Genomic DNA, 22,490 nt, shown 5'->3' on the forward strand with positions numbered 1-22,490 from the left:
GGCCGTACGCCCTTGACAGAGGGATGTTTCATTGCCGACACATCCTGCCGGGTCCGGCGGATTGTGTTGCTGCGGACGCCCGACACGCCATAGAGTCGCCAACCGTCGGCATGGTGTTTCGCTGACCTGTCTAGAAGTTTCCTGGTCTCCAAGGAGGTAAGACGACTTGTGAATGAGTCGACATTTTCTCCCGGGGGTGGTCAACCAGGAATGCCTGCACGGGGCCAGGACCCCGAGGGGTTCGAGGCTGTCGGCTCCGTCGCAGTGCGCACCTTCGCAGCCCGCCAGAGTCACCGGACCTCAGGGGTGACTCAGTCAGCACACCAGAGCATGGATGGCCATCACGTGAACGCCACGGTCGGCGACGGAAGTGGCACGCCCCACAACCATTTCGCCGCCTACGACGAACTGCCCGAGGGGCACTTCTACGACCCCGACGCCGAGTACGAGCCCGATCCCGAGTACGCGGCCACACTCGCCCCCGACGCCGCCCGCCAGCGCCGTGAGCGCGTGGGCCCGACCGGGCGTCCGCTGCCGTACTTCCCGATCCCCGGGCCGCTGACGGACCACGGACCCGCGAAGATCATCGCGATGTGCAACCAGAAGGGCGGCGTCGGCAAGACCACGTCGACCATCAACCTGGGTGCCGCGCTCGCGGAGTACGGCCGCCGTGTGCTGCTCGTGGACTTCGACCCGCAGGGCGCGCTGTCGGTGGGTCTCGGTGTCAACCCGATGGAGCTCGACCTCACCGTCTACAACCTGCTCATGGAGCGGGGCATGGCGGCCGACGAGGTCCTCCTCAAGACGGCGGTCCCCAACATGGACCTGCTGCCCAGCAACATCGACCTGTCCGCCGCCGAGGTCCAACTGGTCAGCGAGGTCGCGCGCGAGTCCACCCTGCAGCGGGCGCTCAAGCCGCTGATGGCCGACTACGACTACATCGTGATCGACTGCCAGCCCTCGCTGGGTCTGCTCACGGTCAACGCGCTGACCGCCGCGCACAAGGTGATCGTGCCGCTCGAGTGCGAGTTCTTCGCGCTGCGCGGTGTGGCGCTGCTGACCGAGACCATCGAGAAGGTCCAGGAGCGGCTCAACCCCGAGCTGGAACTCGACGGCATCCTCGCGACCATGTACGACTCCCGCACGGTGCACAGCCGTGAGGTGCTCGCGCGGGTGGTCGAGGCCTTCGACGACCACGTCTACCACACGGTCATCGGGCGCACGGTCCGCTTCCCGGAGACCACGGTCGCCGGTGAGCCGATCACCACGTACGCCTCCAACTCCGTCGGTGCCGCCGCCTATCGCCAGCTCGCCAGGGAGGTGCTCGCCCGGTGTCACGCCGAGTGAGTCTGCCGGGGGCCGACGAACTGTTCCGTACGACAGGGGGGATGGCGCTCCAGGCGTCCACTCCCCGGCGGGGGGCCAACGGCGAGGCCCGGGTGCCCGCTCCCGCGGGGGAGAGCGACGGGGTGGCGGCCGGGGAGGACGCACCGCAGTCCGTGCCCGTGCGGGGCGGTGACGGCGAGGGCGCGGAACACGTCGCCGCCGACGCCGACTCCGGGGAGTCCCGCAGCCGTGGCGCGGACCGCTCCGGACCACGTCAGGACGCGCAGGAAGGTTCTGCCGCGGGCCAGTCCCGCAAGCGCGGCCGGGCGCCCTCGCGCCGCCCCAGTGGCCGCGAACGCCATGACGAGAAGATCACGGTGTACGTCTCGGCCGAGGAACTGATGGACCTGGAGCACGCGCGGCTGGTGCTCCGGGGTGAGCACGGGCTCGCCGTGGACCGCGGCCGGATCGTCCGCGAGGCGGTCGCCGTGGTGCTGGCCGATCTGGAGTCCCGGGGAGACGCGAGCATTCTCGTACGGCGGCTGCGCGGGCGGTAGCGGTAGCCTGCGGGGGCCATGACCTCGAACGACTCTTCCGCCCCCGCCTCCGTCCCCGGCGCCTTTGCCGGCCGTCGGCGTGCGCTGGGGAGGGGACCGGGGACCACGCCGGGACCCGAGGCCGTCGTACCGGAGGAGCCCCCGGAGCCCGAGGGCCCGCCGCCCGGCGGGGAAGCCGGGGCGCCCGCCGGGGCCGAGGGCCCGCCCGCCGGAGTCGAGGCGGCAGCCGGGGCCGGCGGACCGGAACCCGAGGTCCGGCTTCCCGCACCCGAGGTCCGGCTTCCGGCGCCCGACCCCCGGCGTCCCGCACCCGAGGTCCGGCGTCCCGCACCCGAGGTCCGGCGTCCCGCACCCGAGGTCCGGCGTCCCGCACCCGAGGTCCGGCTTCCCGCACCCGAGGTCCCTCCCGCCGGCGTCGAAGCAGCCGCCGGGGCCGAGGGCCCGCCCGCCGGAGTCGAGGCGGCAGCCGGGGCCGGCGGACCGGAACCCGAGGTCCGGCTTCCGGCGCCCAAGGTGCCGGCGGCCCCGGTTCCGGACCCGCCGGCGCCCGCGTCCGTCGACGCCCCCGTGGAGGGCCCGGTTCGTGGAGGCGGGGCCGAGGAGCCCGGTGACGGCGTCTTCACGGTGCGGCTCGCCAACTTCGAGGGGCCCTTCGACCTGCTCCTCCAGCTGATCTCGAAGCACAAGCTGGACGTCACCGAGGTCGCCCTGTCCAAGGTGACCGACGAGTTCATGGCGCACATCAGGGCCATGGGGCCGGACTGGGACCTGGACCAGACGACCGAGTTCCTGGTCGTGGCCGCCACCCTGCTGGACCTGAAGGCGGCCCGGCTGCTGCCCGCCGCCGAGGTCGAGGACGAGGCCGACCTCGCGCTCCTGGAGGCCCGGGACCTGCTCTTCGCCCGGCTGCTGCAGTACCGCGCGTACAAACAGATCGCCGACATCCTCAACCGCCGCCTCGACGAGGAGGCCCGGCGCTACCCCCGTACCGTCGGGCTGGAACCCCACCACGCGCAGCTGCTGCCCGAGGTCGTCATCAGCATCGGCCCCGAGGGCTTCGCGAGACTCGCCGTGAAGGCGATGCAGCCCCGGCCCAGGCCGCAGGTGTACGTCGACCACATCCACGCGCCGCTGGTCAGCGTGCAGGAGCAGGCCGGGATCGTGGTCGCTCGGCTCAGGGAACTCGGCGAGGCGAGTTTCCGGGTGCTCGTGGAGGACACCGAGGACACCCTCACCGTCGTGGCCCGCTTCCTCGCCCTGCTGGAGCTGTACCGCGAGAAGGCGGTGGCGCTCGACCAGGAGATCGCCCTCGGCGAGCTGCTCGTGCGCTGGACCGGCGGGGCGGGGGAAGCCGGGCCCGTGGTGACCGACGAGTTCGACCGGCCGCCCCAGGAGCCGGAGGAGTCCGGACCGCCCGAGGAGGAGAAGGCGTGAGCGAGGAGACCACCGACGTACCCGCGGGGTCGCGCACCGTCGCCGACCTCGACCTCAAGCCCGCTCTGGAGGCCGTCCTGATGGTCGTCGACGAGCCCGCGACCGAGGAGCACCTCGCCAGAATCCTCCAGCGGCCCCGGCGCCGGATCGCGGACGCGCTGCGGGAACTGGCCGACGAGTACACCGTGCAGGGCCGCGGTTTCGAACTGCGGCTCGTGGCCGGCGGCTGGCGCTTCTACTCCCGGCCCGAGTTCGCGGCGGCCGTCGAGGGCTTCGTCCTGGACGGCCAGCAGGCCCGGCTCACCCAGGCGGCGCTGGAGACGCTCGCGGTCGTCGCCTACCGCCAGCCGGTCAGCCGCAGCCGGGTCTCCGCGGTCCGCGGAGTCAACTGCGACGGCGTGATGCGCACCCTCCTGCAACGCGGTCTGGTCCAGGAGGCGGGCACGGAACCCGAAACAGGTGCGATCCTGTACACGACGACGAACTACTTCCTGGAACGGATGGGCCTGCGCGGCCTGGACGAACTCCCGGAGCTCGCGCCCTTCCTCCCGGAGGCTGAGGCGATCGAGGCGGAGACGCAGGAGGGAGTTCTGTCGTTCGACCCGGACGCACCCGATGCCCCGGGGACAGACGACGCAGACGACCAGACGGAACTTTGATGCGAAGCAGCGGCAGGAACAGCAGCGGAAACAACGGCGGGAGCCGTGGTGGCAACAGCGGCGGCCGCGGCGGGAGTGGCGGCGGCCGCGGCGGGAGCAGCGGTGGCCGCGGCGGGGCCAGCGCCGGGAGCAGCGGTGGCCGCGGTAGCCAGCGCGGCGCCGGCAACGCCCGCGACGACAAGCAGGGGCAGCGCCCCAGCAAGCCCCGCCCCGAGGAGCGTCGCTACGACGTGGGCTCCGGCGCCACCCACGAGGGCCCGAAGTCGGGGCGCGGGGCCTCCGCGCGCGGCGGCGCCAAGGGCGGACCCAAGCAGGGCCAGGGCACCGGGCGCGGCCGTTCGGTGCCGGCCACCTCCCGCGAGTACGAGGTGCGCGCCGAGGAGCGCAACCGCGAGCGGTACGCGGGCAAGAAGGACATCAAGCTGCCCAAGACCTTCCCGGGCGCCGAGCAGGAGGGCGAGCGGCTGCAGAAGATCCTGGCGCGCGCCGGGTACGGCTCCCGGCGGGCCTGCGAGGAGCTGATCGAGCAGGCCCGGGTCGAGGTCAACGGCGAGATCGTGCTGGAGCAGGGCAAGCGGGTCGACCCGGAGCACGACGAGGTCAAGGTCGACGGCCTGACCGTCGCCACCCAGACGTACCAGTTCTTCTCGCTGAACAAGCCGGCCGGTGTCGTCTCCACGATGGAGGACACCGAGGGCCGGCAGTGCCTCGGCGACTACGTGACCAACCGCGAGACGCGGCTGTTCCACGTCGGACGGCTCGACACCGAGACCGAGGGCGTGATCCTGCTCACCAACCACGGCGAGCTGGCGCACCGGCTGACCCACCCCAAGTACGGCGTGAAGAAGGTCTACCTCGCGCACATCGTCGGCCCGATCCCGCGCGACCTGGGCAAGCAGCTCAAGAACGGCATCCAGCTGGAGGACGGCTACGCCAAGGCCGACCACTTCCGGGTCGTCGAGCAGACCGGCAAGAACTACCTCGTCGAGGTGACCCTGCACGAGGGCCGCAAGCACATCGTGCGCCGCATGCTGGCCGAGGCCGGCTTCCCGGTCGACAAGCTGGTGCGCGTGGCCTTCGGCCCGATCACCCTGGGCGACCAGAAGTCGGGCTGGCTGCGGCGGCTGTCCAACACGGAGGTCGGCATGCTGATGAAGGAAGTCGACCTCTAGGACCGGCGGACCCGGCGGACTCCGGCGGTCCCGCACGCCGGCCGGCTCCCACGGAGCGGGCCCGGGTGCGGGCCCGCCCTCCGGGAGCCCGGCCGCCTCCGGCCGATTCGTTTTCCCCCTCGCGCCGGTCCGTACCTCCGTACCGGTGACGGCGGGAGCGGGGATGACCGTGCCGACCACCGACCGCGAGGAGTTCGCGCGGCTGACGGGTCCGTACCGCAGGGAACTGCTGGCGCACTGCTACCGCGTGCTGGGCTCGGTCGACGAGGCCGAGGACCTGGTGCAGGAGACGTACCTGCGGGCCTGGCGGTCCTACGACGGGTACGAGGGCCGGGCGTCCCTGCGGACCTGGCTGCACCGGATCGCCACCAACACGTGTCTGACGGCGCTGGACAGCCGTGCGCGCCGCGTCCCCTGTCCTCCGGGCTCGGCGGGCCGTCACAGGCGCCCGAGGAGCCGCTGCCGGCCCCGGCGACGGACGTTCCGTGGCTCCAGCCGCTGCCCGACTCCCTGCCCGATCCCGCGGGCCTGGTGGCGGCCAGGGGCAGTGTGCGCCTGGCGCTGGTCGCGGCGCTCCAGCACCTGCCCGCCCGGCAGCGGGCCGTGCTCATCCTGCGGGACGTACTGGTGTGGCGGGCGCCGGCGGTCGCCGACCTCCTCGGCGTCTCGACGGCGTCCGCGAAGAGCAGCCTCCAGCGCGCGCGGGCCCGCCTCGGCGAAATCGCGCCGCAGGAGGACCTCGTCGTCGAGCCGGACGGCGCCGCCGACCGCGACGTCCGATCTCGCAGCTGTTCCAGACCGGGCTCGGCGACTCCCCGCTGGAGGCGGGGGTGCGGATTCTGGTGTGGACCGGCATGTCCCTGCTGGTCGCGCCGGTCGCGGGCACGCTCGCGGACCGGTTCGGCAACCGGCCCTTCATGCTGGACGGCCTGCTGCTCCAGGTCGTCGGCTACGGGCTGACGGCCTGGCGGGTCGAGCCGGGTCTCGCCTACGGGGACCTGATCGTGCCCCTGGTCATCTCCGGCGTGGGGATCTCCATGGTGTTCCCCACCGCCGCCAACGCCGTGACCGCCTCCGTGCCGCCCGCCGACGCGTGGGTCGCGGCCGGGGTCAGCATGGCGCTGCGGGAGCTGGGCGGGGTGTTCGGGATCGTGATCGCGGCGGCCGTGTTCTCCCGGTACGGCGGCTACGGCTCGGCGGACGCCTTCGTCGAGGGGGGCGGGCCGGCGCTGTGGATCTCGGCGGGAGCCGCCGCGGTGGGCGCGCTGGTGGCGGCGCTCGCCCCGGCCCGAGGCGGGCGCCAGGCCTTGTGGGGCCACCCCCACCCCTTTATAGTCGACCTGACTCTTAGTCGGGGGCTGTGAAGGGGGTGGGGGCGTGAGCCAGCGTGGACCGGTGCCCGAGGGTTACGACAAGCACGCCTTCGAGCCGTTCGCCCTCACCGTCGACCTCGCCGTCCTCACCCTGCGCGAGGGCGAGTTGCACGTCCTGCTCGTCGAACGCGGACAGCAGCCGTATGCCGGGCGGTGGGCGCTTCCCGGGGGTTTCGTGCTGCCCGAGGAGTCCGCGGAGACCGCCGCCCGGCGTGAACTCGCCGAGGAGACCGGCCTGTCGGACGTCTCCGGGCTGCACCTGGAGCAGCTGCGGACCTACAGCGAGCCCGGCCGCGACCCCCGGATGCGGGTCGTGTCCGTGGCGTTCGCCGCGCTGCTGCCCGACGCGCCCGAGCCGCACGGCGGCGGCGACGCGGCGCGGGCCCGCTGGACGCCGTACGACAAGACGGGACCGCTCGCCTTCGACCACGACGTGATCCTCGGCGACGCCCACGACCGCGTCGGCGGCAAGTTCGAGTACACGTCTCTCGCCACCGCCTTCTGCCCGCCCGAGTTCACGCTCGGTGAGCTCCGGCAGGTCTACGAGAGCGTGTGGGGCACCGCGCTCGACCGGCCCAACTTCCGGCGCAAGGTGCTCACCACCCCCGGCTTCGTCGAACCGGTGCCGGGTGCGGCCCGCCTGACCGGCGGCCGCGGCAAACCCGCCGCGCTGTACCGCGCAGGGGCGGCCACCACCCTGCATCCGCCTCTGCTCCGACCGCCCCGGGAAGGCCCACCCTCATGAGCGCCAGCACACCCAACACCCACAAGCGCGCCGCGAGCGGGGCCCTGCTGGGCCTCGCCCTCGGGGACGCGCTCGGCTTCCCGACCGAGTTCAACGACGTGCCGTCGATCCTCGCCAAGTTCGGCCCGTGGCGGGAGATGGAGCTGCTGACGCCGGCGATCGTCAGCGACGACACGCAGATGACGCTGGCACTGGGGCGGGGACTGCGTTCCGCCATGGACCGGGGGTTGCTGGGGCCCAAACGGCTCGAGCGGCCGGTGCGGGAGGAGTTCGTGAACTGGTACCAGTCCCCGGAGAACAACCGTGCCCCCGGACGCACCTGCCTGGTCGCCTGCAACCTGCTGAAGGCCGAGGACCGCCCCTGGCAGGAGGCGAGCCAGATCGGCTCCAAGGGGTGCGGCGCCAACATGCGGGTGGCGCCCCTCGGCCTGATCTCCGGCCTCAGTGAGGAACAGCGGGCCGGCGCCGCCCAGTTGCAGTCCGGGCTCACGCACGGGCACCCGACCGCGCTCGCCGCGTCCGACCTCACCGCCCATGCCGTACGCCTGCTCGCCCAGGGCGCCGAGCCGGCCGCACTCGTCGGGCTGCTGCGCGCGTACGCCGAGGAGAACCGCGAGCACTACCACCAGCGCTGGCTCGGAGATCTGTGGACCCGGGCACACGACCCCAGCGCGACGCACTTCATCTCCCGCGGCTGGGACGAGTGCCTGGAGATTCTGGGGCGGCTGGAGACCGCCGTGGGCGGCGTCTCGCCCGAGGACGACCCGTGCCTGGCCACCGGGGAGGGCTGGATAGCCGAGGAGGCCCTGGCGACCGGTCTGCTGTGCTTCCTGCTGTTCCCCGACGAGCCGGTGACGGCCCTGCGCCGCGCCGCCTGCACCTCCGGCGACTCGGACTCGATCGCCTGTCTCACCGGCGCTTTCGCGGGCGCCTACCTGGGCGCCGACGCCTGGCCGGCCGCGTGGGCCGACCGCATCGAGTACCAGAGCGAGCTGGCGACGCTCGGGGCGCTCTGGGACGCCTGACGACGGGTGCCGCCCGGCTCCCCGGGCGCGCGGCCCTCAGGCCAGGCGGATCGAGTCGCCCTGCACGGTGATCTTCTTCTCGGGCAGCGGCTGCGTCGCCGGAGCGTGCGCCACCGAACCGTCGGCGATGTGGAACCTGCTGCCGTGGCAGGTGCAGTTGATGGTGCCGTCCGACACGCTCGCCACCGGGCACTGCGCGTGCGTGCAGATGTTGGAGAAGGCCTTGAACTCGCCCTTCTTCGGCTGGGTGACGACGACCTTCTCGTCGGCGAAGATCGTGCCGCCGCCGACCGGGATGTCGGCCGTCCGGGCCAGCTCCTGGCCGCTGGTGGCACCGGAGGAACCGCCGTCGTCGCCGCCGTACTTGCTGCAGCCCGCGGTCAGGGCCGCCGTGCCCGCCGCGAGGAGGACCGCGCGGCGCGCCGGGTGCTGGGTCATGTCGTCACTCCGAAGGTGCGGAAGAACCAGAGGGCCGAGGTCAGCCAGACGACGGTGAGGGCGGCGAACACCAGCCCGCCGACGAGCGGCAGCAGCCAGCCGGGAAGTCGCTCCGAGCGGAGCAGCAGCATCTTGGCACTGAAGACACCGAAGAAGAAGCAACCCAGGAGGGAGTGCCACATCACCCGCGTCTCGTACGTCTGGTAGCCCAGCGCGTACAGGCAGTGCACCGCGACCGGCACGGCCACCAGGAAGGCCGCCCGGCCCGACCAGCGGTGCAGCGTGGCTGCCCAGCGGGGACCCGGCAGCCTGCCGTACACCATCAGCGCCGACACGAGCTGCACGAGCGCGAAGAGGAACGCGACGGACGCCAGCCACGACTTCACCGCCCCGGTGCTGCTGAACCCCGCGAGGTTGAACGCGGTGCCCGCCGGGTCGTGGACCTTGCCGTAGACGCCCAGGGCGACCGCCACCGCGGCGGCGACGAGGGCCGGGACCAGGTAGCGGGCGGGGTGCGGGGCGGTGGGCCGGGGCGGGGGGAAGCTCTGGGTGGCGGCGTTCGGGTCGGCGGTCATGAGCGGCTCCCGGAGGGTTCAGGGGGTGACGGGGTGTGCCGTGAGCTTCCGACCGTCCACGGTCACCACGCCGGTCGCCGGGTCGATGCGCGGAGCGGGGGAGGGCTTGCCGCCCCGGGTGAGGACGCCGACCTGCGTGCCGTCCGCCAGGACGATCCAGCCGCCGTCGACCTTCGCCCCGCGGACGGTGGCGGTCGCGCGGTACAGCCCCGAGGGCTTCTTCGCCCGGTCCGCGGTGAAGGCGTGGTGGCCGCCGTCGATGTCGACGCTGCCGCGCAGGCGCCGGCCGCCCTGGAGCGTGCCGGTCAGGGCGGCGCCGTGCCCGTCGGTCAGCCGCATCCGGCCGTCCTCGCGCACCGCGCCCCTCAGCCACGACTCCGTGTCGTGGCCGTCGCAGAAGTAGGCGATCGCCCGGCCGTCGCGCACCGACACGGAGACGGCCGAGGAGCCGTCGTCGGTACGGCCCGCGTAGTCGGCGTCCACCACCGGCGACTTCACCGGTGACCGCACGGGCGACTTCACCGGCGGCGGCTGCGCGGGGGTTTTCGAGGCGGACGGGGACGGGGACGGGGCGGCCGAGGGTGACGCCGTGGCCGTCGGCGCCTCCTCGCGGTAGGAGGTCGAGGCGCTCCTCGTCCCCGTCGTCGCGTTGAGCGACAGCATGAACAGGCCGAGCAGCAGTCCCGCGAGCAGGGTGAGCAGTGGTCCGGAGCGTTTCATGACGGGCCTCCCCCGAGGCGGGTGTCCTGCCATCAGAGCGGACCGGCGGCCCGGCGTCCAGAGGCGCACGGAGGCGTTCTCGCCCCCGCGATGGACCCGGCACTCCCGCCGGTTCCCCCCTGCGCCCCGCCCGCCCCGGCCGTCTCAGCGGGCGGGCGCCGCGCACCGGTCCCGCGCGGGCTGACTACGCTGGACGGACCAGGGAAGAACACGCACACCAGCAAGGAGCAGCGCCGTGGCGGTACGAGCGGTCAGGGGGGCCGTCCAGCTGGAGCGGGACGAGGCCGGCCACATGGACGAGCAGGTCGGTGCCCTGCTCACGGCCGTCCTGGAGCGCAACGAGCTGACCGCCGACGACCTGATCAGCATCTGGTTCACGGCGACGCCCGACCTGCACAGCGACTTCCCGGCGGCCGCGGCCCGCAAGCTCGGCATCGTGGACGTGCCGCTGATCTGCGCCCAGGAACTGGACATCGAGGGCGCCATGCCCCGGGTGGTCCGCGTCCTCGCCCACGTCGAGTCCGACCGCTCCCGCGCCGACATCGCCCATGTCTACCTCGGTGCCGCGGCCGCCCTGCGCAGGGACATCGCCCAGTGAGGACCGCGCTCGTCCTCGGGACCGGCCTCATCGGCACCTCCGCCGCCCTGGCCCTGACGCAGCGGGGCGTCGTCGTGCACCTCGCCGACCACGACCCGGAGCAGGCCCGCACCGCCGCCGCGCTGGGCGCCGGCCTGGACAGCGCGCCCGAGGGTCCCGTCGACCTCGCGATCGTCGCGGCCCCACCGGCCCACGTCGCCCGCGTGCTCGCCGACACCATGCGCCGGGGCACGGCACGCGGCTACCTCGACGTGGCCAGCGTCAAGGGGGGCCCGCGCCGCGAACTGGAGGCCCTCGGCCTCGACCTGTCGGCGTACATCGGCAGCCATCCCATGTCCGGCCGGGAGAAGTCGGGCCCGCTGGCCGCGACCGCCGACCTGTTCGAGGGCCGCCCCTGGGTGCTGACCCCCACCCGCGACACCGACACCGAGGTGCTGAACCTCGCGCTGGAGCTGGTCTCGCACTGCCGGGCGGTGCCCGTGGTGATGGACGCCGACGCCCACGACCGTGCCGTCGCCCTCGTCTCCCACATGCCCCACCTGGTGTCCAGCATGGTCGCCGCCCGGCTGGAGGACGCCGAGGAGGCGGCCGTACGGCTGTGCGGGCAGGGCATCCGGGACGTGACCCGGATCGCCGCCTCCGACCCCCGGATGTGGATCGACATCCTCTCCGCGAACCCGGGACCGGTCGCCGACCTCCTCGCCGACGTCTCCGCCGACCTCGACGAGACGGTCCGGGCGCTGCGCGCCCTGCAGTCCTCCGACGAGGCCAAACGCCAGGAGGGCACCGCTGGCATCCGGGACGTCCTGCGGCGCGGGAACGCCGGCCAGGTCCGCGTCCCCGGCAAGCACGGCTCGGCCCCGCGGGCGTACGAGGTCGTGGCCGTCCTCATCGACGACCAGCCGGGTCAGCTGGCCCGCATCTTCGCGGACGCGGGCATGGCCGGCGTCAACATCGAGGACGTACGCATCGAGCATGCGACCGGGCAGCAGGCCGGTCTGGTGCAGCTGATGGTGGAGCCCAAGGCGGCGCCGGTCCTCACGGCGGCGCTGCGGGAGCGGGGCTGGGCGCTGCGGCAGTAGGGCCGGGGGCGACCGGGCGGCCGGACGAGTGACGCGCGCCCGGTAACCTTGTCGGGGGCATCGTCCGCCCCCACCCGCCACCCCGGATCAGGAAGGTGCCCCCACAGTGGAACGCGCCGCAGTCATTGTCGCCATCGACGGCCCCTCCGGCACGGGTAAGTCGAGCACGTCGAAGGCCGTGGCCGCGCAGCTCGGCCTGAGCTACCTGGACACCGGCGCCCAGTACCGGGCGATCACGTGGTGGATGGTCACCAACGGGATCGACATAGACGACCCGACCGCGATCGCCGCCGTCGCCGGCAAGCCGGAGATCGTCTCCGGGACCGACCCGGCCGACCCGACGATCACCGTCGACGGCGTGGACGTGGCCGGCTCGATCCGCACCCAGGACGTCACCTCCAAGGTCAGCGCGGTCAGCGCGGTGCCCGAGGTGCGCGCCCGGATCACCGAACTCCAGCGCCAGGCCGCCGCGGCCGCCGAGCAGGGCATCGTCGTCGAGGGCCGCGACATCGGCACGACCGTGCTGCCCGACGCCGACCTCAAGGTCTTCCTCACCGCCTCCCCGGAGGCGCGGGCCGCCCGCCGCAGCGGCGAGCTGAAGGGCGCCGACGTCCACGCCACCCGCGAGGCCTTGGTCAAGCGGGACGCGGCCGACTCCACCCGCAAGACCTCGCCGCTCGCCAAGGCGGACGACGCGGTCGAGGTGGACACCACCGACCTCACACTCACGCAGGTCATCGAGTGCGTCGTCACCCTCGTCGAGGAGAAGCGGGCCGCGAAGTGACCGAACTGCCGTCGGCGCGGGGCGCCGAGGTCGGCCGGCGCATCGGCGTCGGCCTGATGTACGGGCTGTGGCGGCCGCGCGTGCTGGGCGCCTGGAAGGTGCCGGCGAGCGGCCCGGCGATCTTCGCCGTCAACCACTCGCACAACATCGACGGCCCGATGGTCATGGGCGTGGCACCCCGGCCGACGCACTTCCTGATCAAGAAGGAAGCCTTCATCGGCCCGCTCGACCCGTTCCTGCTCGCCATCGGGCAGGTGAAGGTCGACCGGGACACCACCGACCGCACCGCCATCACCCGGGCCCTGGGCGTGCTGGACAATGGGGGCGTCCTCGGCATCTTCCCGGAGGGCAGCCGGGGTGAGGGCGACTTCGCCTCGCTGCGCGCCGGGCTCGCCTACTTCGCCGTGCGCAGCGGCGCGCCGGTCGTCCCGGTCGCCGTACTGGGAAGTTCCGAACGCCCCGGGCGGTTGATGAAGGGGCTGCCTCCGCTGCGCAGCCGCGTCGACGTGGTCTTCGGCGACCCGTTCGAGGCGGGCGACGGCAGCGGGCGGCGCACCCGCACGGCGCTGGACGAGGCGACCGAGCGCATCCAGAAGCAGCTCACCGCACACCTGGACAACGCCAGGCGCCTGACCGGCCGCTAGGCGACACTTGAGTAGTGGATCACCCGAGAACGGGGCGTTCCACCGATCACCACGATGAACGACGAGGTACGGACTTCATGAACGACCACATCCAGCCCGACGGCCCGGCCGGGGGGCACGAGCACGGAGCGCTCGGCGACGCCGAGTACGCGGAGTTCATGGAGCTCGCCGCGGAGGAGGGCTTCGACGTCGAGGACGTCGAGGGCGCCATCGACGAGGCCGGTCACGGACCGCTGCCCGTCCTGGCCGTCGTCGGCCGCCCGAACGTCGGCAAGTCGACTCTGGTGAACCGCATCATCGGCCGCCGTGAGGCCGTCGTGGAGGACAAGCCCGGCGTCACCCGCGACCGCGTGACCTACGAGGCCGAGTGGGCCGGCCGCCGGTTCAAGCTGGTCGACACCGGCGGCTGGGAGCAGGACGTCCTCGGCATCGACGCCTCCGTGGCCGCGCAGGCCGAGTACGCCATCGAGGCCGCCGACGCGGTCGTGTTCGTCGTCGACGCCAAGGTCGGCGCGACCGACACCGACGAGGCCGTCGTACGACTTCTGCGCAAGGCGGGCAAGCCCGTGGTCCTCGCCGCCAACAAGGTCGACGGCCTGAGCGGCGAGGCCGACGCGGCGTACCTCTGGGGCCTCGGGCTCGGCGAGCCGCACCCGGTCTCCGCGCTGCACGGCCGCGGCACCGGCGACATGCTCGACGCCGTCCTGGAGGCGCTGCCGGAGGCGCCCGAGCAGACCTTCGGCACGGCGACCGGCGGACCGCGCCGCATCGCCCTGATCGGCCGCCCCAACGTCGGCAAGTCCTCGCTGCTGAACAAGGTGGCCGGTGAGGAGCGCGTCGTCGTCAACGAGGTCGCCGGCACCACCCGCGATCCCGTCGACGAGCTGATCGACCTGGGCGGCACGACCTGGAAGTTCGTCGACACGGCGGGCATCCGCAAGCGCGTCCACCTCCAGCAGGGCGCCGACTACTACGCCTCGCTGCGCACCGCGGCCGCCCTGGAGAAGGCGGAGGTGGCCGTCATCCTCATCGACGCCTCCGAGTCCATCTCCGTGCAGGACCAGCGCATCGTCACCATGGCCGTCGAGGCGGGCCGCGCGCTCGTCATCGCCTACAACAAGTGGGACAACCTCGACGAGGAGCGCCGCTACTACCTGGAGCGGGAGATCGAGACCGAGTTCGCCCAGGTCGCCTGGGCGCCCCGGGTCAACGTCTCGGCGCGCACCGGGCGGCACATGGAGAAGCTGGTCCCGGCGATCGAGACCGCCCTGGCCGGCTGGGAGACCCGGGTGCCCACGGGCCGCCTGAACGCCTTCCTCGGCGAGCTGGTCGCCGCGCACCCGCACCCGATCCGGGGCGGCAAGCAGCCGCGCATCCTGTTCGGCACCCAGGCCGGCACCAAGCCGCCGCGGTTCGTGCTCTTCGCCTCCGGCTTCATCGAGGCGGGCTACCGGCGCTTCGTCGAGCGCCGGCTGCGTGAGGAGTTCAGCTTCGAGGGCACCCCGATCCACATCTCGGTGCGGGTCCGCGAGAAGCGCGGCGCGAAGAAGTAGTAGCCCCTGACATGCGGGAAGGGCGGCCCCGACCGGGGCCGCCCTTCCCGCATGTCACAGGCCCCGGCGTGGACCGGGCGGCAGCGCCGCCGGGACGTGGTGCAGCCCGTTGCCCTGCTGGCCGGCCTGCCCGAGCTGGCCGACGCGCTGCCACGGCGACTGCTGCTGCGCCGCCGTGTGGCGGGCGCTGTGGGCGCCCGCGCTGTAGGCGCTGTACGAGCTGCTGAACGACCCCGAGCGGTGACCGCCGAACGAGCCCGCGGCGTACGGGAGGTTCCCGAAGGCGGTGAAGCCCAGATCCTCCTCGCCGCTGCGGTCACCCGGCAGCGAGCGGAAGGACCTGACGTACTCGGCGTAGAGCGCGTCGTAGATCGGCGTGGCCGAGGGGCCGCCCTGGTGATCCTGGGCCGGCCGCGCGGACGGGATCGACGGGAGGGGCTGGCGGCGGGAGACGTCGTATGCGTGCACGTATGTCCAAACGACCCCGGCCCTCAGGGGATGCGGGCGTACCGCATGCCTCCGGGGCGCGGGGCCGCTGCCGACGTGGGGTTTTGCCGGCAGGGGGCGTCGCCGGGGGTGTGGGGGCGTGGCCCGGGGGCCTTCGCGGGCCGCGTTCGCCCGCCTCCCGGGCCCGCCGTGCTCAGGTGCCCGCCAGCGGCAGCGCCGCCGCGACCAGCTTCCCGTTGGCCGCGGCCTTGTCCAGCGCGCCGCGCAGCAGGTCCTCCCGCGGCTGCCGCCCGATCGAGCCCACCGGAGCCGCGAACATCAGCACCTGCTGGTGCTTGTTGGCGGCCGCCCGCCAGCTCTCGGTGACCTGGAGCGGCTGGTGCGCCTGCCACCAGGCCACCGGGGGACCGCCGTCGGCGCCCGGCTGGAGCACCGCGTGCAGCCGGCCCGCGGCGAGCAGCACGGACCAGCCGTGCAGGACGCCCGGCGCGGACTCGATCGCGGTCAGCGGCATGAAGCCCTGTTCGATGAGCAGCGGCAGGAAGTCGTCGCCGAGGCCGGTCTCCCCGGGGCGCACGACCGGCGCGGTCGGCTCGACGACCAGGGCCGGGTGCAACTCCCCGGCGATCAGGACGAGTCCGCTGGTCACGCCGAGCACGGCCTGCTCGGGCATGATCTTGTCGGGCTCCAGGTCGACGGTGTCGCCGGTGATGGACCGCACCGCGCCCCGGAGTTGCTCCTCGGTGACCTGGACGACCTGCGAGGGCAGGCAGGAGGCGTGGGCGAACGCGAGGACGGCGGTCTCGTCACCGATGAACAGAACGGTGCTGGTGCGCTCCTGGTCCGAGTCGCCCTGCGTGCGGCAGGACGTGCAGTCGTAACCGCCGGGGGCGTTCTCGCCGGCGAGCAGCCGGGCGGCTTCTTCGTCGCCGATCTCGGCGCGTACCTCGTCGCTGACGTCGAGCATGCGCGGCACGGGGGGCTCCCTCGGGATGTGGTGCGTGGCGGGGCCGGGTGGCTCCCGCTCCGTGAACCGGGTGGCTCCCGGGCTCATGAAGAAGACAACGGGCGATCTGTGGCGGGAGTCACGCCCCATGACGAACGGAATCCGACCGGCGACCCGCAGGGTCACGCTGTGTGTGGAACCTGGCACTCTGAGTCAAGTACGTGCAGTAGGAAGGGAGTTGAGGCGGTGAACTGGGTCACAGGGTACCGGTGCGGCTGGTCGACAAATCATGAAATCGGCGAATGAAGTGGGTGTCCGGAAATCGCCGATACCCAAGGTAATGGCGAACTGGCCTGGAACGACAGGCAGATGCTTGCTGCCGGGCGGACCGGCTCCCTACATTGCTCCGCCGTGTGCAACGAGCACCGCTTGGGTAGTCCGCCGGCCGCATTCAGACGGCTCACAGCACCACCACCGCCGGCGGACGGGGCGGGACGCGACGACCGCGTACGACGCGCGGCGCGGGGCGTCCCGCTCCGGGGGAGCCCGGGTCCGTGGAGAGGGAACTCCATGTCCTCATGTGCCGGCAACACCCATGACAACTCCCGCCGGACCCCGGTCCGCACGACGGCGGTCCTCGCCGGCGCGGCGCTGCTCGCGCCCCTCGGGGTCCTGGCCGCGACCGGCGGCGCCGCGGCGGCGGACGGCGGGGTGTGGGACCGCATCGCCCAGTGCGAGAGCGGCGGCAACTGGCACATCGACACCGGCAACGGGTACTACGGCGGACTGCAGTTCTCCGCCGGCACCTGGCGTGCCTACGGCGGCACGGCCTACGCGCCGACCGCAGACGGGGCCTCGAAGCCCCAGCAGATCAGCGTGGCCGCCAAGGTCCAGCGGGCCCAGGGGTGGGGCGCCTGGCCCACCTGCTCGGCGCGGGCCGGAGCCCAGGGAAGCGCCCCGGGCGCCCCCGCCGTCCCGACCGGCTCGGCCGCGCGGTCCGCTCCCTCGACGGCCACGCCGAAGACTGCTCCCGAGCCGGCCCCCGAGGCAGCCCCCGCGAAGGCACCGGGGCGTCCGGCCGGCCACCCGAACCGCGGCGCCTCCCGCGGCGACTACACCGTCCGCCCGGGCGACACCCTGAGCGCGATCGCCGCCCGCCACGGCACGACCTGGCAGCGCCTCTACACCGCCAACCGGGCCGTCCTCGGCGCCGATCCCGACCTGATCGTGCCCGGACAGCGCATCGACGTCTGAGCACACCCGTGAGGAGCCCCGCCCGGTCCGCCGACCGGGTGGGGCGAGCGGCACACCGGACGCGCCGGGGCGGCCGAGGAGGGCGCGCTGCGTAGCGTGGGCCGATGCCGTCGAAGCCGCTCCCGCTCGTCCTCGCCGCCGCCCTGCTCGCCGTCCTCGCCCCGGCCGTGGCGTACGCGGCACCACCACCACCCCTGCCCGGCCCGCCCCCGACCCGTACGTCTCCCGCGTGCGCGAGCGACGAGTGGCCCTGGGGGTGCGTCGCCGACTGCGAGAGCGGCGGACGCTGGCACGCCAACACCGGCAACGGCTTCTACGGCGGACTCCAGTTCTGGCAGCCCACCTGGAAGGCGTACGGCGGACTGGCCCACGCCCCGCGCGCGGACCTCGCCACCCGGGCCGAACAGATCGCCGTGGCCCGCAAGGTGCTCGCCGTCCAGGGGTGGGGGGCCTGGCGGGTGTGCGCGGCCCGCTACGGACTCAAGGGCCGTATGCACACGGTGGCCCCCGGCGACACCCTCGTGTCGATCGCCCGCCTCTACGGCGTCAAGGGCGGCTGGACGGCGCTCTACGCGGCGAACAGCGAGGTCATCGGCAGCCGGCCGGAGCGGCTGAAGCCCGGCGCCCTGCTGGTCATCCCCAAGGGCTCGGCCCGTGTCCTGCCCCCGGCGGGCGCCCCCGCCGCGTTCGGGCCGCCGCTGACCCCGGCGCCCCGTCGTCTGCCGCCGGCCGACGCGCCCACGCGCCCGCCCCTGCGCTGACCCCCGTCCCGGAGCCTCCCTCCGGTCCCGGGGCCCCAGGGCGTTCTTCCCTTGCGGACAGCACCTGTCCGCGACCGCTGGCAGACTCGGCCGCATGTTGGAGACCTCGGCACGTCTGCTGCGTCTGCTCTCGCTGCTCCAGGCCCACCGCGAGTGGTCCGGCGCCGACCTCGCCGGCCGGCTCGGCGTCACCGCGCGCACGGTCCGCCGGGACGTGGACCGGCTGCGCGAGCTGGGCTATCCCGTCCACGCCAGCCCCGGCACGGGCGGCGGCTACCAGCTCGGCGCGGGGGCCGAGCTGCCGCCGCTGCTGCTGGACGACGACGAGGCGGTCGCCGTGGCCGTCGGTCTGCGGACGGCCGCCGGACAGGGCGTCGAGGGGATCGGCGAGACCTCGGTACGGGCCCTGGCCAAGCTGGAGCAGGTCCTGCCGGGCCGGCTGCGCCGCCGGGTGGCCGCCCTCAACGCCTTCACCGTGCCGATGCTGCGCGGCCCCCGGCCCTCCACCGTCGACCCGGCCGTCCTCACCGAGCTGGCCAACCTCTGCCGTGACACCGAGCGGCTGCGCTTCGAGTACAGCGACCACGGCGGCGTCCCCTCCCGCCGTACCGTCGAACCGCACCGCCTGGTGTGCACCGAGCACCGCTGGTACCTGGTCGCCTGGGACGTCGACCGCGGGGACTGGCGGACGTTCCGCGCGGACCGCATCACCCCGAAGCCGCCGCACGGCCCGCGCTTCGCCCCGCGCACCCCGCCCGCCGACGACCTCGCCGCCTACGTCTCCCGGGGCGTCTCCACCCGCGCGTACGCCTCGCGCGCGGCGGTCCGGCTGCTGGTGCCGTCGGCCGAGGCCGCCGAGCGGATCTCGCCGTCCGTCGGGACGCTGGAGCCCGACGGCCCGGACGCCTGCGTGCTGCGGACGGGGGCGGCGAGCCTGGACGTGATGGTGATCCACGTGATGCTGCAGGGCTTCGAGTTCGAGGTGCTGGAGCCGGCGGAACTGACCGAGGCGATCCGCGTGGCGCACGGCCGGCTGGCCCGTGCCCTCGCCCGGAGTGAGGACTCAGCCGCTCCCGCGCACGGCGCCGTGGAGCGCCCGGCGGGGCCTGGGGGCGGCACCGCGCCGGCCCCCTGAGAGCGCTCCCTCGCGGGGCGCCGGAGCGTCCCCGTTCCCCTCGTACGCGCAGCCTGCGGAGAGCCGAGGCGCCTGGGAGCCGGCGGGCGATGTGCGGGGATTCTGTGCCGGAACCGTGTATTTCCCATGCCGTGCCGGTCCGCGCGAAGTCGGCCGGAATCGGCTCCGAAAGGACTCTGGGACGCTTCTAACGGTCCTTTTTCGCGGGGCTATTCGCCGGGTTGTCGGGGCCGGCGGGAATTGAGTTCGAATACGGCCGGAAGGGGCACGGAACCCCCCGTTCGGGTGACGGAGTTCGGAGGACACGCGTGTCGTGATCCTGTGACAGAAGTGTGACCGGCGGACGATGCGTGACCACCGCGGGGCCCCGGGCTTCCCCGGTCCTGGGACAGGGCCTAGCGTGGCCGCATGGCACCGATTCCGACACCACCCGCCGAACCTGACGACACCCCGGACACGTATGTCGGCCTGAACGTCGACCGGGCCGAGCGGCTCGCCCGCGAGCGGGGGTGGACGACCGTGCGCTCGCTGCCGCCCGGCGCGATCATCACCATGGAGTACCGCGCGGGACGGCTGAACTTCGAGGTGAAGGACGGCCGCGTGGGCCGGGCCTGGAAGGGCTGACCGGACGGCGACGGCCCCGGCTCTCCGATGGGGGAGCCGGGGCCGTCGTGTGCGCGGGGGGTCTGGCGGTGCGTACCGGCCCCCGTCCGCCGAGAGGTCAGCCACCCGCCACGGGGCGGGCGGCCGTGCCGCGCGTGACGCGCTCCGGGTGCGGCGGGCGGCGGCTGCCGACCGGCGTGACCGGGGTCCGCTCGGAACGGGTCGTGTGCGGGCCCGGCGCCAGATGGTAGGCGGGCGCCCGGGCCGAGTGGGACGCGGGGACCGGTTCTGGCGCGGCGGGTTCGTCGCCGCCGCGTGCCGTGACCGGGACGGGTGCGCCGACGGGCGGGGCCGGCACGGGTGCCGGTGCGCCGCGGCGGGCGCGCCAGCGGTCGCGCAGGTCGAAGAGGGCGTCCTCGGCGCGGGCGATCAGCGGCTCGCACCAGGGCAGGGCGAGCAGGATCAGCAGGCCGGCGATCCAGCCGAGCACGACGTCGCTCAGCCAGTGCGTACCGAGGTAGACGGTGGTCAGGCCGACGCCCAGGGAGGTCACCGCGGAGATGGCGGACAGCCAGCGGCGGGCGCGCGGGGTGGAGGCCAGATAGGCCAGGATGCCCCAGGTCACGACCGCGTTGGCGGTGTGGCCGCTGGGAAATATGTCGCCGCCCAGACCCATCTCGTTGGCGCCGATGGTGGTGGCGTAGTGCGGTCCGAGGCGGCCCATGCCCAGCTTGGCGGCGCCGACCGTGATGTTCAGCAGCAGCAGGGAGGCGCCCAGGGTGAGCAGCGGGCGGAGGGTGTGCTGCCGCCAGGAGCGCCAGCCGAGCCAGGACGCGACCATCACGGCCGTCGGGCCGCGCTGGCCGAGGACGACGTAGTAGTCGAGGAAGGCGTGGATCTCCGGCCACTGCTGGTAGGGCCGGAAGAACATGACCTGCCAGTCGAGACGGACCAGCCACGAGGTGATGACCACGGCCCACACGATCGCCAGATAGACGGCCAGGGACGCGCAGAGCAGCACGACCCGGTGCCGGCTCATCTTCGGCACGTCGATGTGAGCCGGTCGTTCCGGCTCACGGTCGAGTCTGGCGAACACCCGGTCCAGACGGGTGAGGTTTCGTTTGGTACGCACCCAATCGACGTTACAGCGAGTGAGCTCAGTTCCCCGTCGAATCAGCGGCTTTGTGATGACGATGTGATGTGGGATTCCTCTCAGCGGGACGTTTATTTCCAGCGATTCAACAATCCGGGCCGAGCCGGCCCTTCAATTCCATTGATCATTCCGCGTCGCGGTTTAATCGCGCTTATGAATTCGTTCACCGAATCATGGGGTGGAATTATCCGGCCGCTCACACGGGGCATCCGCACGATCATGGCGGGCCCGATCCGTTCAGCCAGAACGCGCCGTACACGGCCGACGCCAGCGCGACGCAGCCCACCACCAGCGCCGACCTGGGGATACGCAGCCGGGCCAGGGCCAGGGCGAGCGGGAACAGCAGGGGGAAGGCGGGCAGCAGCAGCCGTGGTTTCGAGCCGAAGTAGCTCGACGCGCACAGCGCGAGCGCGGTGACGACCCCGGCGTACACCAGAAGGGGGAGGGGCTGGCGCTGCCGCACACATACGACGTACAGCCGGGCGAGCAGGGCGACCCCGACGATCAGGCCGACGCCGGCCAGGGCCGAGGGGAGGGACGTGAACTTGGCGGCGACGAAGCGCGCGAAGGCGTACCCGCCGTCGAAGCCGTTGCGCCAGCCCGCCTGGACGTCGAGATAGCCCAGCGGGCCCGCGCCGGTGCGGTGGCCGACCCACAGGACGTACCCGGCGGCGCCGAGCGGGGCGAGGGCCATGCCGAGGGCGCGCCGGGCCCGGACACCAGGGGCGCGTGTGGCCCATAGCGCGCCGTCCGCCGCCGGGTCGCGCCGGGGACGGGCATCGGCCGCCGGATCCGGGGCGCCCTCGCCGGTGTGGGCGCTGCCCACCCGCGCCCCGCTCCGCTCCCGCACGAACGAGGCGATGCCCGCCGCCCACACCGCGGCCACCACGGCGAGCCCCACCGGGCGGGTCAGACCCGCCAGCAGGGCCAGTGCCCCCGCCGCCGGCCACCGCCCGGTCAGCACCGCGTACAGCGACCAGGCGGCGAGCGCGGTGAACAGCGACTCGCTGTACGCCATCGACTGCACGATCCCCACCGGCAGGACGGCCCACAGCAGTACGGCGCACACCCCCGCGCGGCGGCCGTACACCTGGTCCGCGACCGCGAAGATCCCCCAGGCCGCGGCGAGCGAGGCGAGCAGGGACACGACGAACCCCGCGTCGGCGTACGACAGCGGGCTCACCGCCGCCAGTGCCCGCTCCAGCCAGGGCAGCAGCGGGAAGAACGCCAGGTTCGAGTGGACGTCGCCGTTCGGCAGGCGCACCTCGTAGCCGTACCCGAGCTCGGCGACCCTGGTGTACCAGAGGGCGTCCCAGCGGGCGGTCAGCAGGGTGTACGCGCTCTTGCCGCGCGCCGCGCTCCACAGGGCCAGCGCGACCAGGCCCAGGGCGCGCACGGCCGCGTACCCGAGGAGGGCCGGGGCCGCGCGGCGCAGGGCCGTGGCACCGGGCCGGGCCGCGCGCGTCTCGAGATCGGTCACGGGCCCGATTATCGACGGCGTCCGCA

At 73.5% G+C, this 22,490-nt stretch carries 23 protein-coding genes and 2 pseudogenes; 18 read left to right on the forward strand and 7 right to left on the reverse strand.

Going from position 1 to position 22,490, the window contains the following annotated elements:
- Positions 1-210 precede the first annotated feature (210 nt).
- The 9 genes and pseudogenes from ABZT03_RS17015 to ABZT03_RS17055 all read left to right on the forward strand — a co-directional run bounded on the left by ABZT03_RS17015 (position 211) and on the right by ABZT03_RS17055 (position 8,291).
- Entirely contained in the window at positions 211-1,347 is a 1,137-nt protein-coding gene (locus ABZT03_RS17015; RefSeq protein WP_356039728.1) for a ParA family protein, read from the forward strand.
- Complete coding sequence (locus ABZT03_RS17020) at positions 1,332-1,883, forward strand: hypothetical protein (RefSeq protein WP_356039731.1); 552 nt, start codon at positions 1,332-1,334, stop codon at positions 1,881-1,883. The genes ABZT03_RS17015 and ABZT03_RS17020 overlap by 16 nt, the downstream gene beginning before the upstream one ends.
- A gap of 18 nt (positions 1,884-1,901) precedes the next feature.
- Positions 1,902-3,317, forward strand: a complete 1,416-nt coding sequence (locus tag ABZT03_RS17025) for a segregation/condensation protein A (RefSeq protein ID WP_356039734.1) — start codon at positions 1,902-1,904, stop codon at positions 3,315-3,317.
- The gene (scpB, locus tag ABZT03_RS17030; RefSeq protein WP_356039737.1) at positions 3,314-3,976 is read left to right on the forward strand and encodes an SMC-Scp complex subunit ScpB; all 663 of its coding nucleotides are present in this window, start codon (positions 3,314-3,316) and stop codon (positions 3,974-3,976) included. Before ABZT03_RS17025 ends, scpB begins: the two co-directional genes overlap by 4 nt.
- Complete coding sequence (locus tag ABZT03_RS17035; RefSeq protein ID WP_356039740.1) at positions 3,973-5,148, forward strand: pseudouridine synthase; 1,176 nt, start codon at positions 3,973-3,975, stop codon at positions 5,146-5,148. The genes scpB and ABZT03_RS17035 overlap by 4 nt, the downstream gene beginning before the upstream one ends.
- 163 nt (positions 5,149-5,311) lie before the next feature.
- Positions 5,312-5,925 (forward strand): annotated as a pseudogene (locus tag ABZT03_RS17040) (RNA polymerase subunit sigma-70); the annotation flags it as partial.
- Between the two features lie 11 nt (positions 5,926-5,936).
- Entirely contained in the window at positions 5,937-6,512 is a 576-nt protein-coding gene (locus tag ABZT03_RS17045; RefSeq protein WP_356039928.1) for an MFS transporter, read from the forward strand.
- Positions 6,513-6,525: 13 nt separating this feature from the next.
- Entirely contained in the window at positions 6,526-7,266 is a 741-nt protein-coding gene (locus ABZT03_RS17050) for an NUDIX domain-containing protein (RefSeq protein WP_356039742.1), read from the forward strand.
- Positions 7,263-8,291, forward strand: coding sequence for an ADP-ribosylglycohydrolase family protein (locus tag ABZT03_RS17055; RefSeq protein WP_356039745.1), 1,029 nt, complete (start codon positions 7,263-7,265; stop codon positions 8,289-8,291). Before ABZT03_RS17050 ends, ABZT03_RS17055 begins: the two co-directional genes overlap by 4 nt.
- Before the next feature lie 36 nt (positions 8,292-8,327).
- On the opposite strand, the gene ABZT03_RS17060 is transcribed toward ABZT03_RS17055, so the two are convergent.
- The 3 genes from ABZT03_RS17060 to ABZT03_RS17070 are packed head-to-tail and all read right to left on the reverse strand — an operon-like array spanning position 8,328 to position 10,024.
- Complete coding sequence (locus ABZT03_RS17060; RefSeq protein WP_356039748.1) at positions 8,328-8,729, reverse strand: Rieske (2Fe-2S) protein; 402 nt, start codon at positions 8,727-8,729, stop codon at positions 8,328-8,330.
- A complete protein-coding gene (locus ABZT03_RS17065; protein WP_356039750.1) occupies positions 8,726-9,304 on the reverse strand; it encodes a DUF6529 family protein in 579 nt (192 codons plus the stop codon). The genes ABZT03_RS17060 and ABZT03_RS17065 overlap by 4 nt, the downstream gene beginning before the upstream one ends.
- An 18-nt stretch (positions 9,305-9,322) precedes the next feature.
- Positions 9,323-10,024: a hypothetical protein gene (locus ABZT03_RS17070; RefSeq protein WP_356039753.1), complete on the reverse strand. Its 702-nt coding sequence runs from the start codon at positions 10,022-10,024 to the stop codon at positions 9,323-9,325.
- 235 nt (positions 10,025-10,259) lie between these two features.
- On the opposite strand from ABZT03_RS17070, the gene aroH reads away from it, so the two are divergent.
- The 5 genes from aroH (at position 10,260) to der (ending at position 14,685) form a co-directional block, all read left to right on the forward strand.
- Complete coding sequence (gene aroH, locus ABZT03_RS17075) at positions 10,260-10,622, forward strand: chorismate mutase (RefSeq protein ID WP_356039755.1); 363 nt, start codon at positions 10,260-10,262, stop codon at positions 10,620-10,622.
- A complete protein-coding gene (locus ABZT03_RS17080) occupies positions 10,619-11,704 on the forward strand; it encodes a prephenate dehydrogenase (protein WP_356039758.1) in 1,086 nt (361 codons plus the stop codon). Before aroH ends, ABZT03_RS17080 begins: the two co-directional genes overlap by 4 nt.
- A gap of 106 nt (positions 11,705-11,810) precedes the next feature.
- The gene (gene cmk, locus ABZT03_RS17085; RefSeq protein WP_356039760.1) at positions 11,811-12,488 is read left to right on the forward strand and encodes a (d)CMP kinase; all 678 of its coding nucleotides are present in this window, start codon (positions 11,811-11,813) and stop codon (positions 12,486-12,488) included.
- Positions 12,485-13,132 carry a lysophospholipid acyltransferase family protein gene (locus tag ABZT03_RS17090; protein ID WP_356039763.1) on the forward strand — a complete coding sequence of 216 codons (648 nt, stop codon included), beginning with the start codon at positions 12,485-12,487 and terminating at the stop codon, positions 13,130-13,132. The genes cmk and ABZT03_RS17090 overlap by 4 nt, the downstream gene beginning before the upstream one ends.
- A 77-nt stretch (positions 13,133-13,209) precedes the next feature.
- Positions 13,210-14,685, forward strand: a complete 1,476-nt coding sequence (gene der, locus ABZT03_RS17095) for a ribosome biogenesis GTPase Der (protein ID WP_356039766.1) — start codon at positions 13,210-13,212, stop codon at positions 14,683-14,685.
- 54 nt (positions 14,686-14,739) lie between these two features.
- Here the strand turns inward: der and ABZT03_RS17100 are convergent, their stop codons facing one another.
- A complete protein-coding gene (locus tag ABZT03_RS17100; RefSeq protein WP_356039768.1) occupies positions 14,740-15,153 on the reverse strand; it encodes a hypothetical protein in 414 nt (137 codons plus the stop codon).
- 172 nt (positions 15,154-15,325) lie between these two features.
- Complete coding sequence (locus ABZT03_RS17105) at positions 15,326-16,108, reverse strand: hypothetical protein (protein ID WP_356039771.1); 783 nt, start codon at positions 16,106-16,108, stop codon at positions 15,326-15,328.
- Positions 16,109-16,648: 540 nt separating this feature from the next.
- Between ABZT03_RS17105 and ABZT03_RS17110 the strand changes: the two genes are divergently transcribed.
- The 4 genes and pseudogenes from ABZT03_RS17110 (at position 16,649) to ABZT03_RS17125 (ending at position 19,852) form a co-directional block, all read left to right on the forward strand.
- Positions 16,649-17,332: a transglycosylase family protein gene (locus tag ABZT03_RS17110; RefSeq protein ID WP_356039773.1), complete on the forward strand. Its 684-nt coding sequence runs from the start codon at positions 16,649-16,651 to the stop codon at positions 17,330-17,332.
- Positions 17,333-17,436: 104 nt separating this feature from the next.
- Complete coding sequence (locus ABZT03_RS17115) at positions 17,437-18,093, forward strand: transglycosylase family protein (protein WP_356039776.1); 657 nt, start codon at positions 17,437-17,439, stop codon at positions 18,091-18,093.
- Positions 18,094-18,187: 94 nt separating this feature from the next.
- Positions 18,188-19,150: pseudogene (locus ABZT03_RS17120) on the forward strand (YafY family protein); the annotation flags it as partial.
- A 486-nt stretch (positions 19,151-19,636) separates the two neighbouring features.
- Positions 19,637-19,852 carry an I78 family peptidase inhibitor gene (locus ABZT03_RS17125; protein WP_356039779.1) on the forward strand — a complete coding sequence of 72 codons (216 nt, stop codon included), beginning with the start codon at positions 19,637-19,639 and terminating at the stop codon, positions 19,850-19,852.
- Between the two features lie 97 nt (positions 19,853-19,949).
- Here the strand turns inward: ABZT03_RS17125 and ABZT03_RS17130 are convergent, their stop codons facing one another.
- Entirely contained in the window at positions 19,950-20,963 is a 1,014-nt protein-coding gene (locus ABZT03_RS17130; RefSeq protein ID WP_356039782.1) for a phosphatase PAP2 family protein, read from the reverse strand.
- 238 nt (positions 20,964-21,201) lie between these two features.
- Positions 21,202-22,464, reverse strand: coding sequence for a hypothetical protein (locus ABZT03_RS17135; RefSeq protein WP_356039785.1), 1,263 nt, complete (start codon positions 22,462-22,464; stop codon positions 21,202-21,204).
- Between the last annotated feature and the right edge of the window lie 26 nt (positions 22,465-22,490).

This window comes from Streptomyces sp. NPDC005574, from assembly GCF_040605435.1.
Classification (GTDB): domain Bacteria; phylum Actinomycetota; class Actinomycetes; order Streptomycetales; family Streptomycetaceae; genus Streptomyces.

Excerpts from the sequence above, each read along its gene's own strand:
- ABZT03_RS17015 (WP_356039728.1), top strand. The coding sequence starts at position 211 with ATGCCTGCACGGGGCCAGGACCCCGAGGGGTTCGAGGCTGTCGGCTCC.
- ABZT03_RS17025 (WP_356039734.1), top strand. The coding sequence starts at position 1,902 with ATGACCTCGAACGACTCTTCCGCCCCCGCCTCCGTCCCCGGCGCCTTT.
- ABZT03_RS17055 (WP_356039745.1), top strand. The coding sequence starts at position 7,263 with ATGAGCGCCAGCACACCCAACACCCACAAGCGCGCCGCGAGCGGGGCC.
- ABZT03_RS17060 (WP_356039748.1), bottom strand. The coding sequence starts at position 8,729 with ATGACCCAGCACCCGGCGCGCCGCGCGGTCCTCCTCGCGGCGGGCACG.
- ABZT03_RS17065 (WP_356039750.1), bottom strand. The coding sequence starts at position 9,304 with ATGACCGCCGACCCGAACGCCGCCACCCAGAGCTTCCCCCCGCCCCGG.
- ABZT03_RS17070 (WP_356039753.1), bottom strand. The coding sequence starts at position 10,024 with ATGAAACGCTCCGGACCACTGCTCACCCTGCTCGCGGGACTGCTGCTC.
- der (WP_356039766.1), top strand. The coding sequence starts at position 13,210 with ATGAACGACCACATCCAGCCCGACGGCCCGGCCGGGGGGCACGAGCAC.
- ABZT03_RS17110 (WP_356039773.1), top strand. The coding sequence starts at position 16,649 with ATGTCCTCATGTGCCGGCAACACCCATGACAACTCCCGCCGGACCCCG.
- ABZT03_RS17115 (WP_356039776.1), top strand. The coding sequence starts at position 17,437 with ATGCCGTCGAAGCCGCTCCCGCTCGTCCTCGCCGCCGCCCTGCTCGCC.
- ABZT03_RS17125 (WP_356039779.1), top strand. The coding sequence starts at position 19,637 with ATGGCACCGATTCCGACACCACCCGCCGAACCTGACGACACCCCGGAC.